This is a genomic window from Belnapia sp. (genome assembly GCF_059504005.1).
In genome coordinates, this window is the sequence record NZ_JCACHU010000021.1 from 1 (window position 1) to 10,476 (window position 10,476).

General features: G+C 70.7%; 12 protein-coding genes. 8 read left to right on the top strand and 4 right to left on the bottom strand.

Annotated elements, in window-relative coordinates; genetic code table 11:
- Positions 1–191 (top strand): integrase core domain-containing protein (locus AC5JJ1_RS03700; protein WP_495783769.1); only part of this gene is annotated, 191 nt, incomplete at its 5' end.
- Between the two features lie 52 nt (positions 192–243).
- Here AC5JJ1_RS03700 and AC5JJ1_RS03705 read toward each other — a convergent pair.
- Both AC5JJ1_RS03705 and AC5JJ1_RS03710 read right to left on the bottom strand, forming a co-directional pair.
- Positions 244–369: a hypothetical protein gene (locus AC5JJ1_RS03705; protein WP_495783770.1), complete on the bottom strand. Its 126-nt coding sequence runs from the start codon at positions 367–369 to the stop codon at positions 244–246.
- A gap of 59 nt (positions 370–428) precedes the next feature.
- Positions 429–785, bottom strand: coding sequence for a hypothetical protein (locus AC5JJ1_RS03710; protein ID WP_495783771.1), 357 nt, complete (start codon positions 783–785; stop codon positions 429–431).
- A gap of 173 nt (positions 786–958) precedes the next feature.
- Between AC5JJ1_RS03710 and AC5JJ1_RS03715 the strand changes: the two genes are divergently transcribed.
- The 4 genes from AC5JJ1_RS03715 to AC5JJ1_RS03730 are packed head-to-tail and all read left to right on the top strand — an operon-like array spanning position 959 to position 6,117.
- Positions 959–2,071, top strand: a complete 1,113-nt coding sequence (locus AC5JJ1_RS03715; RefSeq protein WP_495783772.1) for an ABC transporter substrate-binding protein — start codon at positions 959–961, stop codon at positions 2,069–2,071.
- Positions 2,072–2,093: 22 nt separating this feature from the next.
- The gene (locus tag AC5JJ1_RS03720) at positions 2,094–4,181 is read left to right on the top strand and encodes a sensor histidine kinase (protein ID WP_495783773.1); all 2,088 of its coding nucleotides are present in this window, start codon (positions 2,094–2,096) and stop codon (positions 4,179–4,181) included.
- Complete coding sequence (locus tag AC5JJ1_RS03725) at positions 4,178–4,576, top strand: response regulator (protein WP_495783774.1); 399 nt, start codon at positions 4,178–4,180, stop codon at positions 4,574–4,576. The genes AC5JJ1_RS03720 and AC5JJ1_RS03725 overlap by 4 nt, the downstream gene beginning before the upstream one ends.
- Positions 4,573–6,117 (top strand): hybrid sensor histidine kinase/response regulator, encoded by a 1,545-nt coding sequence (locus tag AC5JJ1_RS03730; RefSeq protein ID WP_495783775.1) that lies wholly within the window; start codon positions 4,573–4,575, stop codon positions 6,115–6,117. The genes AC5JJ1_RS03725 and AC5JJ1_RS03730 overlap by 4 nt, the downstream gene beginning before the upstream one ends.
- Here AC5JJ1_RS03730 and AC5JJ1_RS03735 read toward each other — a convergent pair.
- Positions 6,114–7,400 (bottom strand): alpha/beta hydrolase family protein, encoded by a 1,287-nt coding sequence (locus AC5JJ1_RS03735; protein ID WP_495783776.1) that lies wholly within the window; start codon positions 7,398–7,400, stop codon positions 6,114–6,116. The two genes, AC5JJ1_RS03730 and AC5JJ1_RS03735, sit on opposite strands and share 4 nt — an antisense overlap.
- Before the next feature lie 260 nt (positions 7,401–7,660).
- Between AC5JJ1_RS03735 and AC5JJ1_RS03740 the strand changes: the two genes are divergently transcribed.
- A complete protein-coding gene (locus AC5JJ1_RS03740) occupies positions 7,661–7,867 on the top strand; it encodes a DUF1127 domain-containing protein (RefSeq protein ID WP_495783777.1) in 207 nt (68 codons plus the stop codon).
- 1 nt (position 7,868) lies between these two features.
- Positions 7,869–8,435 (top strand): GNAT family N-acetyltransferase, encoded by a 567-nt coding sequence (locus AC5JJ1_RS03745; protein ID WP_495783778.1) that lies wholly within the window; start codon positions 7,869–7,871, stop codon positions 8,433–8,435.
- Between the two features lie 211 nt (positions 8,436–8,646).
- Here AC5JJ1_RS03745 and AC5JJ1_RS03750 read toward each other — a convergent pair whose 3' ends face one another.
- Complete coding sequence (locus AC5JJ1_RS03750) at positions 8,647–9,009, bottom strand: hypothetical protein (RefSeq protein WP_495783779.1); 363 nt, start codon at positions 9,007–9,009, stop codon at positions 8,647–8,649.
- On the opposite strand from AC5JJ1_RS03750, the gene AC5JJ1_RS03755 reads away from it, so the two are divergent.
- The gene (locus AC5JJ1_RS03755; RefSeq protein WP_495783780.1) at positions 9,008–10,456 is read left to right on the top strand and encodes a response regulator; all 1,449 of its coding nucleotides are present in this window, start codon (positions 9,008–9,010) and stop codon (positions 10,454–10,456) included. The two genes, AC5JJ1_RS03750 and AC5JJ1_RS03755, sit on opposite strands and share 2 nt — an antisense overlap.
- Positions 10,457–10,476 lie beyond the last annotated feature (20 nt).

Genomic DNA, 10,476 nt, shown 5'->3' on the forward strand with positions numbered 1-10,476 from the left:
GACGGAGCCCCTTTTGGGCGCCGATCCGGGGTCCCAACCCAACGCCGATTGACACCCAGGTGCTGATCGAGGATTGGCGTCAGCACTACAATCGGATTCACCCGCACTCCTCGCTCGGCTACCGACCACCCGCCCCAGAGACCGTGGTGAGGCAGGGCCAGGTAGCAGCTCAGGAAGCGCGGTCGCGGTAATCCACTAAAAATCCGCCCGGACCACTCAAGGGAAGCTGGTCACTCTGCCGGCCTAGTAGAACAGCTTGGTAAGCGCGGCTTGAACCGCCCCGAAGAAGCCAAGGAAGTAAACGGAGGCGGCCACGACCACCAGGATGTCGCGGACATTCTCGCGGGCGACAAGGAACCGGTGGAACATGGTCACCTCCATTGGGTAATGTTCGTGGGATCGCCGGCCGGCGTCCTGGCACGAACCGCTCAGCGCGGCTGCGCGTAGACTAGGGCGGCGTTGTCACCGCCGCCGACCAGCCATGCCTCGCGGCTGGGGTTGGCAGACGCCATGGCCAGGTATTCCACTGCCGGCCCGTCGCCGAGGCTGCCCGCGAAGCGCGCGAAGAGAGAAGGCTGCGACGGCAGGCCACCACCGCTGCCGGCACCGAAGGTGCTGTAGGTGATGGTCATGTTGTCGCCACCGCCCTCGATGGTGGCACCGCCGCCGCCGACAAGGGACCCGCCCGTTGCCATGCGGACGGTGCCGTCCAGTGGGGCCTGCGCCTGGGCCGCACCGGCGGCCAGGGTGACGGCAATGACGGATGCGAATGCGATGTGCTTCATGATCGTAGCTCCTCTGCTCGCCTCATTGGGCGACGGCAGGAGGATGCCGAGGCTACGTGTGACGGGCCGTGAGTGCGCCCGTGGGAAAATCATGCGGCACCGTGGTATCGGCCTGAGGTGAGTCCCACCGCGCGGGGATTATGCCACCGCACGGACGCAGCCACAGGTGGCAATTGCACCGCAGCACGAAACCACACGGCGTCTACGTTGCGATACAGATCGACGGGCCACGTTCCGTGTTGCTAGGCTCGCATCGCCTTCCAAGGCGACTGATGGGACATCGGATGACGCGGCGCGGGTTCATCGCCCTGCTTGGCACGGCGGCGGCACGGCCAGGTGCCGGGCGTGCGCAGCCGCTCGCGCTGCCCGTCATCGGCTATCTCGGCCCTGAATCACCCGAGCCCTTTGCCAGCCGCGTGCTCGCCTTCCGCGACGGGCTCGCCAGCACGGGATATGACGCGGGCCGCAATGTCGCGATCGATTTCCGCTGGGCGGAGGGGCGCTACGACAGGCTGCCGGCGCTCGCGGCCGAGCTCGCCGGCCGGCAGGTCGCCGTCATCGCCGCGCCTGGGGGCGCACCCGTCGCGCTCGCGGCCAAGTCGGCAACCACGGCGATCCCGGTCGTATTCGAGATGGGCGGCGATCCCATCGCACTCGGCGTGGTCGGCAGCCTAAGCAGGCCGGAGGGCAACCTCACCGGCGTGTCGAGCCTCAGCGTCGAGGCGAGCCCCAAGCGGCTGGAGATCCTGCACGAGGTGGTCCGCGCTGCGCGTGACGACGGCGCCGCGCCACTGCTGCTCGGCGTCGTGGCAAATCCGACCAGCCCGACCGCCATGTCACAGGTCGGCAGCCTGCAGACTGCTGCCGAGGCGCTGGGGGTGCGGATCCACGTCCTGCAGGCCAGCGTCGAGGCGCAGTTCGGCCCCGTGTTCCACACGCTAACCGGCATCGGCGCGCGCGGCGTCGTCTTCACCTCCGATCCCTTTTTCGCCTTCCGCGGCCAGCAGCTTGCGGCACTCGCGATCCGGCACGCCATGCCGGCGATCACCCAGACCCGGGATTTCGCCATCGCTGGCGGCCTGCTGAGCTATGGCGGCGACTTCGTGCAATCCCACCGGCAGGCTGGGATCTATGCCGGGCTTATCCTCAAGGGTGCGAGGCCGGCCGAACTGCCGGTGCAGCGGGTCACGAAGCTCGAGCTGTTCATCAACCTGGACACGGCCAGGCGCTTCGGCCTCACCCTGCCCCTGACGCTGCTCGGGCGGGCGGACGAGGTGATCGAATGACCGGGCGTGTCGCGGTGCCGCCATGGGCGTGAACCTCTCCGGCGCACCACGGGGCCGGGCGAAGCCGCTGGCCGCGGCGGCCGCGGCGGATCGCGCGCCCCGCCGCAAGCATCCGCTCCTCGCCTGGCTGTTGCGCACCGCCGCCGCCGCGTTCCTGCCATCCGGCCTGGCGCGCCGCTTCGCCCGCACCCTGATCGGCCTCGTGGTGGTCACGTTCCTCGCCAACGGCACGGTCAACATGGTGCTGTCCTATGACGAGGCCACGGCATCGGCCGTGCACGTGCAGCGAGAGAAGGCGCTCGCGGCCGCCGAGCGCGTGGCCCAGTTCATCGGCGAGATCGAGAACCAGATCGGCTGGACGACTCGGGCGGAATGGGCCCGGCTGGACCCCGACCAGCGCCGCTACGACCTGATCCGCCTGCTGCGCCAGACGCCGGCCATCATGGACGTGCTCTACATCGACGCCGACGCGCGCGAGCAACTGCGGCTCTCTCGGCTCGAGCCGGACCTGGCCGGCGGCGGCGCCGATCTGTCCGCCGACCCGCGCTTCACGCAGGCCATCGCCAACCGCGTCTGGTACGGCCCGGTCTACTATGAGCGGGGGTCTGAGCCGTACATGACGCTGGCCATCGCCCATGCCGGGCGCCGGCCGGGCGTCACCGCGGTCAACGTAAACCTGAAGTTGATTTGGGACGTGGTCACCGCAATCCGCGTCGGCGACACGGGCTATGCTTACGTCACCGACGCCACCGGCCGGCTCGTCGCGCATCCCGACATGAGCCTCGTCCTGCGCGGGACGGATCTGTCGCACTTGCCGCAGGTCGCCCGCGCCGTGCGCAAGGCGCAGGGCGACGACGCCGCACCCGGGAACCCGGTCCGCTCGGACTGGGGCATGGTGCTCTCGGCTCATGCTGCCATCCCGCGGCTCGGCTGGCTCGTCTTCGTCGAGCTGCCACGGCGGGAGGTGCTGGCGCCGGTGCTCGTCACGCTCTACCAGACGCTGATCCTGCTGGGCATCAGCGTTCTCCTCGCCCTGCTGCTGGGCGGCTGGCTTGCGCGGCGCATGGTCGTCCCCATCCGCCAGCTTCAGGCCGGTGCGCAGCGCCTCGGCGAAGGTGACCTGCGCCAGCGCATCGCGGTCACTTCGGCGGACGAGATCGGCGCGCTGGCGCACCGGTTCAACGTCATGGCGGCGCGGGTGCAGGAGGCGCAGGAGACGCTGGAGGCCAAGGTCGCGCACCGGACCGAGGAGCTGGCGCAATCGCTGGACGAACTGCGCGCAGCGCAGGACCGGCTGATCCAGACCGAGAAGCTCGCCTCGCTCGGCCAGCTCACGGCCGGCATCGCGCACGAGATCCGGAATCCGCTGAACTTCGTGAACAACTTCGCCGAGCTCTCGGTCGACCTGCTGCACGAGCTTGAGGAGGCGCTCGCCGTGGCCGGGCCTTCGCTCGATGCGGCGCTGCGTGAGGAGATCGCGGACCTCGCCGCGACGCTGCGGGACAATCTGGGCCGGGTGGTACAGCACGGAAAGCGCGCCGACAGCATCATCCGGAACATGCTAGCCCATTCTCGCGAGAGCGGCGGGGAACGCCGCCTGGTGGACCTCAACGCCTTCGTCGAGGAGGCGCTGAACCTGGCCTACCACGGCGCACGGGCAGAAAAGCCGGGCTTCAACATCGCGCTCGAGAAGCATCTGGATCCGGCGGTCGGGCAGGTCGAGCTCTACCCGCAGGAATTTACCCGCGTGCTGCTGAACCTGTTCGGCAACGGCTTCCATGCGGCGCATGCGAAGCGCACCGGGGACGCGGTGGCCGGGTTCCAGCCAACACTTTCCGTCACAACGCGGGCGCTGCCGGGCCAGGTCGAGATCCGCGTGCGCGACAACGGGGCCGGCATTCCCGACGCGGTCAAGGCGCGGATCTTCGAGCCCTTCTTTACCACCAAACCCACCGGAGAAGGCACCGGCCTCGGCCTCTCGCTCTCGCACGACATCGTTGTGAAGCAGCACCGCGGGACCATCGACGTGGTGACGGAGGCGGGCAGCTTCACCGAACTCGTCGTCACCCTGCCTTGCACCGGGACGTCGCCGGACGGGAGGGACGCATGAACGCGCTCATCCTCGTCGCCGACGACGAAGCGGATATGGAGCCGCTGTTCCGGCAGCAATTCCGCCGCGACATCAGGGCCGGCCGCTTCGACCTGATGTTCACGACCTCGGCGCGGCAGGCGCTGCGGATCATCGGCGATGCAGGGCAGGACGACATTGTCCTCCTGCTGTCGGACATCAACATGCTGGAGATGAGCGGGCTTGACCTGCTGGCACGCGCGAAGGCAGCACGCCCCGACCTTCCGATCATCATGGTCACTGCCTATGGCGATGCCGATACGCGCCGCCGCGCACTGGCGGGTGGCGCCGATGGTCTGCTGCCGAAGCCCATCGACTTTCCCGCTCTGCGGGCCGAGATCGACCGCTGCCTCGCCCGGTGGAGGGCGGGGCCGTGACGACGATCCTCGTGGTCGACGACGAGCCGGATCTGGAGGCGCTGATCCTGCAGCGGTTCCGGCGGCGAATTCGCGCGGGCGAGATGGCCTTCCTCTTCGCCCGCAACGGTGTCAAGGCGCTCGACCTCGTCGCGGGCCATGCGGGCATCGGCCTCGTTCTCGCCGACATCAACATGGCCGGGATGGATGGGCTGACGCTGCTTGGCGAGTTGCAGAAGGCGGAGGGGCCGCTCGCCACCGTGGTCATCTCCGCTTATAGCGACATGAGCAACATCCGTACCGCCATGAACCGCGGCGCCTTCGACTTCCTGACCAAGCCGATCGACTTCGCCGACCTTGAGGCGACGATCGCCAAGGCGCAGCGCCATGTCACAGCCCTGCGGGAGGCGCGCGCGGCCGCCGCCGAGCTCCAGCGCCAACGCGAGGCACTACTGCAGGCGGAGAAGATGGCGACCTTCGGCTCCCTCCTCGCCGGTGTCGCGCATGAGTTGAACAACCCGCTCTCCATCGTGCTCGCCGGGGCGCTGATGCTGGAGGAGGAAGCGGCGGAGGCCGGCGGGCCGGGCCTCGCCAGGAGCGCGGAGCGGATCCGCGTGGCGGCTGAGCGCTGCGCGCGGATTGTCCGCAGCTTTCTCGCCATGGCGCGGCAGCAGGAAGTCCAGCGGCGCCCGATCGCCGCAGCCGCCCTGGTCGACAGCGCGCTGGAATTGCTGACCTACGGTCTGCGGAGCGACGGTATCGAGGTGATGCGGGACGTCCCGGCCGACCTGCCGCCGCTGTTCGGCGATGCGGACCAGTTGCATCAGGTCCTGGCGAACCTCATCACCAATGCCAAGCAGGCGCTGGAGCGCCAGCCCGGGCCACGCCGCCTGCGCATCGCGGCGCGGGCGGCCCGCGACGCGGTCGAGATCTCGGTCGCCGACAATGGACCCGGCATCGCCGCCGAGTTACGGGGCCGGATCTTCGACCCCTTCTTCACGACGAAGCCGGTCGGCACGGGGATCGGCCTTGCGGTGTCGCGCCGGATCGCGGACGCGCACGGGGGCTCGCTGACGCTGGCGGAGGGGGCGGGCGGTGCAAGCTTCGTCCTGCGGCTGCCGCGTGCAGGGCAGGATGCGGCCGCGGCGGCCATGGCCGTTGCGCATCCGGACACCACGCCGCCAGCGGTCCCGCGGAGGGCACTTGTCATCGACGACGAGGCGGAACTCGCCGGCGTGCTCGCGCGCATGCTCGCTGCGCACGGCTTCCGCTGCGACTTTGCGGTGACGGGGCGGGACGCCCAGGACCTTCTGTCCCGCGGGGAGTACGACGCCATTCTCTGCGACCTGCGGATGCCCGACATGGACGGGCGGGCCCTCTACTGCTGGCTGGAACGGCAGCGGCCGCAGCTGTGCCGGCGCACCGCCTTCGTTACCGGCGATGCGTTGAGCCGGGTCGCCGCCGAGTTCCTCACCCGCTCGGGCCGCCCCGTCCTGGAAAAGCCCTTCCTGCCCGAGGAGGTGCGCCGGCTGGTCGCCGCCCTGGATGCCGGCGGAGGCTAGTCCGCCGTGAAGGTCATCAGAAAGCGCTGCGGTTCGCCGCCGACGAGGTGCAGGGCGCGGCCATTGAACAGCACCGGGTTGCAGCCGTCATCCGAGGTGCAGAGCGTGTCGCCGTCGATCCACCATTGCTGCGTCGCGATGCGCCGGTCCGGGTGCGCCGGGTGGAACTGGTACTGGTCGCCATCGGCGCTCCAGAAGGTGGACAGGGTGGCCCGCATGCCCCAGCGGTTCCAGTCCACCCCGGCCAGCCGGCGCCCGGCGAAGGCGGCGCGGATCGCGTCGCCGTCCAGCCTCCGTCCCTCCGGCCTCAGTATGCGCTCGCCGCCAAGGAGCGCCTGCCGCAGCTGTTCGGGCGGCCAGCCCGTGGCGCAGCCATAGGCCGCCTCCAGGCTGCGGCCGCTGGTGATGTGATAGGTCCGCGCGGACCCGAGTTCTGGCCGGTCAAGGCCTCTGGTTTCGGCGTCATGCACCCGCAGGCCCTGGCGCCGCGCCGCAGCCGACCACCTGATCCAGGCAGCGTGCGGCACGCTCCGGTCGCGCCGGTCGCCGATGACGAAGATCTCGGCATCCGACCGGATGGCCGCGACCGAGCGCATGGGGTCGGCCAGGTCGCCCTCCCGCAGGGCGAAGTCGTCCGCGACGATGCCGTCGGGCCTGCGGCGGAACTGCGCCAGGTCGAGCGGCGCCGAGGCGATGACGGCGCAGCGGATGTCGCTGCGCCTGGCCAGGAGGTTGGCGACCAGCAGCCCACCAGACGAGAAGCCCGAGAGCACGACGTTGCGGAAGCCGTAGCGGCGTTTCAGCGCGTCCACAGCCCCGTCGACAAGGTCCACCTCGTCGAGCGTGTGGCGGTCCTGCGCGTGGTTGCCGGACGAGCCGTGCATGCCGGGCCGCGCGATCAGGAACACCGGCATGCCCTGCATCGCGCCGGCCAGGATCCCCGCGGCGAGGCGCCGTGACGCGGCATCCTGCTCGTAGAACTCGCTGAGGCGATCGATCTGCACCCGGCCGGCCGCGGCGCGGTAGACGATGCCCGGCGGGTCGCCAGGAAGGTGCAGCAAGGCGACCGGCGAGGATCCGGCCGCGCCGCCGGTGGCGTAGCGCAGGCATTCGCGGCGGCCGCCGGTCTCGACCCAGAGTGTATCTGGCAGGGCGCGGCATCCCGCCTCGGTAGCCGTCGCACCGCTGACCAGCCCCTCGCGGGTGAAGGTGTCGGCGGAAAAGCCAGCCGGCGCCGGGGGGGCCTGCGGCCCGGGACCGGCGCCGCATCCCGCGACGAACAACGCGGATGCCAATGCGATGCGGGCCGGGAGCAGCCTGGGGCAGAGCGCGATCACGCCGCACCTGTGGGTCGGGACCGTTGGCAGATGGGCCTTGCCGCACCGGTGAATAGTGGCCGCGCGGAAAAAGCGGCCCCGCGGCGGCGCGGGCATGGCGGCGAATACCACGCTTCGCATCCGCCTTTCCTCGCCCCCGTCAACGATGCCTCCCACGCCGCCCCATCAAGCTCCGCCGGTCTTCACCAGACGAAGGAGAACAGGCCATGCATACCATCATCTCCAGCGGGCGGGCCTTTCAGTTCGAACTGCCGTGGGCACCCCTCCGCGCCATCCGCCGTTGGTGCCGCGAGCAACGCACGGCGGCGATCCTGAGCCGCCTGGACGACAGGATGCTGAAGGATATCGGCATCGACCGGTCCACCATTCCGTACGAGGCGCGCCGGCAATCCACCGGGCTGGACGGCTGCTGACATGGCGCCGCATGCACAGGCCGAGGCGGTGCGCGTCGAGACCGACGCCCGTTGCCGAACAGAATCCGCCCCGCCCCTCCGCATCCGGCGGCTCGGCGAGGAGGACCTGCCGGCCATCGAACAGCACCTGTTGGAGTTCGGCCGGCTCGACCGCCATGCCCGCTTCGGCGCGGGCATGAGCGACCCGGCGATCGCCGCCTATGTCCTGCGGCTGAACCCGTCCCGCGCGGTCCTCATCGGCGCGGTGGAGGAGACGAGCGGCAGGGTCGTCGGGCTGGCCGAGGCGCAGCCGGCCCTCGCGCCGTGCCATGTGGAAATGGCGGTCTCGGTCCATCCGGACCAGCGCTGCTGCGGCCTGGGACGGCGCCTGGTCCAGCAGGCACTCTTCGGCGCCGCCGCGCAGGGGCAGGAGGTCGCGCACTTCTTCTTCTCCCCCGAGAACCGGCCGATCCTCGCGCTGGTCCGCGGCCTCGGCGCGCGCATCGCCGCCACCTTCGACCGCGCCGAACTCCGGCTGGGCGCCTCTGAGCCGCCATCACCGCCAAACTTCGCATCGTTGTTCAGCTAGCGCGGTCACGGCAGTGTGAGACGCGTGGCCGCGTATCCGGGGATATGCAAAACATTGGCCACGCAATCGGGATGATGCAGCGGTGACGACGGCCCACCAACCTGCACCCAGTCTGAGGATCGGCGAGGCGCGGCGCCGCGCTGTCCCTGGCGCGACGCTGGCGCGGATGGCCAGCGTCGCCAGGGCCGTGTCGCCGCCGGCCGAGCCGACCTCATGCATGCCATAGCGGCTTCCGCAGCAACGCCCGGACCTCGGGCGGACCGAGGCCGGCATCGCGCTGCATACCTCCATCGAGCGCGCCGAGCTCGCGCCGTTCCGCCGCACGCTGGTGTGCCAGGCGCATGCCGCGTGGCACGGCGCCCGCACCCGCCCGCGATGCGATCCAGGCCACGTGCGCGAGAGGATGCAGGTCCTGGCCGCAGATCATGGCCTGGATGGCCGATTGCAACATCATCTTGTTCCCCGATGCCTCGGCGGGCCGGAGCGCCGCGCCGCGCCGAGCCCCTCCGGGTGGCGTGGCATTCGGCCTGGGCATGGGCGTGGCATCGGCCGCACCCTGCGCCGAGGCGGCCATGCTGACCATCCGCATGCTCGGCGAGCTGGCGGTGCTGCGCGACGGCGTGGCGCAGCCGCTGCCACCCTCGAAGAAGACCCGCGCACTGCTCGGCTATCTCGTTGCGACAGGGCGTCCGCGGCGGCGGGAACGGCTCTGCACCCTGCTCTGGGATGTTCCCGACGACCCGCGCGGCGCCCTGCGCTGGAGCCTGAGCAAGCTGCGCGGCCTCGTCGACGAGCCAGGTGGCCCGGCGCGGATCCTCGCCGACCGCGACAGCGTCGGTTATGCGCCCGAGGGCGCGCAGAGTGACCTTCTCGCGCTGCGCCAGGTCTGCGCGCAGCCGCTCGCCAGGGCCGCGACCGGGATGCTGGCCGACGTCGCGGCGAGCGTCGGCGGCGAATTCCTGGCGGGCCTCGATCTGCCGGCGCAGCCCGACTTCCAGGCCTGGTGCCTGGCCGAGCGCGAGGATACCCGCCGGCAGCACGCGGCGGTGCTGGAGGAGCTGGTCAACCGTCTCCTGGCTGCGGCGCCGGAGGAGGCGGTCGGGCATGCCCGTCGCTGGGTGGAGCTGGATGGCTTTGACGCGAAGTCGCGCGCTGCGCTGGTTGGACTGCTGGTGCGGCTCGGCCGGCGCGCGGAGGCCGAGCAGCATTGCGAGACGGGCCTGCGGATGCTGCAGGAGGCGGGCCTGCCGCCCGGGCCCCTGGGGGCCGCGGCGCGGGAGCTCCGTGGCCGGCCTTCGCTCGCAGCACCGACCCAGGCCGAGGCCGGACCGGCGCCGACGGATGCCGCAGTGCTGGCTGGCGGTGCCGGGCGCCTGATCATCGTCGACGACGAGCCCGAGATCGGCCGGATGGTGGCGGAGTATCTCGGCCGGCACGGCTTCGCGGTGCGCACCGCGACCAACGGGCGGGCGCTGCGCCAATTGCTGGCCGAGGAGCCCGCTGATCTGGTGATCCTCGACGTGAACATGCCGGGGGAAGACGGCTTCGCCGTCGCGCGCAGCCTCGGCGTCGGCACGGGTGGCCCGCGCATCCTGTTCCTCACCGCGGCCATCGACGTCGTCGACCGCGTGGTCGGGCTGGAACTCGGGGCCGAGGACTACATCACGAAGCCGTTCGACCTGCGCGAATTGCGCGCTCGGGTCCGCAACGTGCTGCGGCGGGTGGAGGAGGCGGCTGGCGAGTCGCAGGCGAGCCCGGCGCCGCACGAGCCCGAGGGGGAGCCGACGCCGGTGCTCCGGCAGGAAATCCGCTTCTGCCTCGCTGCGGATCGCGTGCGGATCGCCTATGCGACCAGCGGCGAGGGGCCGCCGCTTCTCAAGCCGTCGAATTGGCTGACGCATCTCGAATTCGACTGGGAAAGCCCAGTCTGGCGCCACTGGATGCGCGAGTTGTCGCGTGGCCGCCGGCTGGTTCGCTACCACTACGTGGGCACTCTTAGCGCCGTCCTGCGTTGTCTTTGAACCGGTTGGAGGGGGTTGGG

Excerpts from the sequence above, each read along its gene's own strand:
- AC5JJ1_RS03705 (WP_495783770.1), bottom strand. The coding sequence starts at position 369 with ATGTTCCACCGGTTCCTTGTCGCCCGCGAGAATGTCCGCGACATCCTG.
- AC5JJ1_RS03710 (WP_495783771.1), bottom strand. The coding sequence starts at position 785 with ATGAAGCACATCGCATTCGCATCCGTCATTGCCGTCACCCTGGCCGCC.
- AC5JJ1_RS03720 (WP_495783773.1), top strand. The coding sequence starts at position 2,094 with ATGGGCGTGAACCTCTCCGGCGCACCACGGGGCCGGGCGAAGCCGCTG.
- AC5JJ1_RS03725 (WP_495783774.1), top strand. The coding sequence starts at position 4,178 with ATGAACGCGCTCATCCTCGTCGCCGACGACGAAGCGGATATGGAGCCG.
- AC5JJ1_RS03740 (WP_495783777.1), top strand. The coding sequence starts at position 7,661 with ATGCATACCATCATCTCCAGCGGGCGGGCCTTTCAGTTCGAACTGCCG.
- AC5JJ1_RS03745 (WP_495783778.1), top strand. The coding sequence starts at position 7,869 with ATGGCGCCGCATGCACAGGCCGAGGCGGTGCGCGTCGAGACCGACGCC.
- AC5JJ1_RS03755 (WP_495783780.1), top strand. The coding sequence starts at position 9,008 with ATGCTGACCATCCGCATGCTCGGCGAGCTGGCGGTGCTGCGCGACGGC.
- AC5JJ1_RS03750 (WP_495783779.1), bottom strand. The coding sequence starts at position 9,009 with ATGGCCGCCTCGGCGCAGGGTGCGGCCGATGCCACGCCCATGCCCAGG.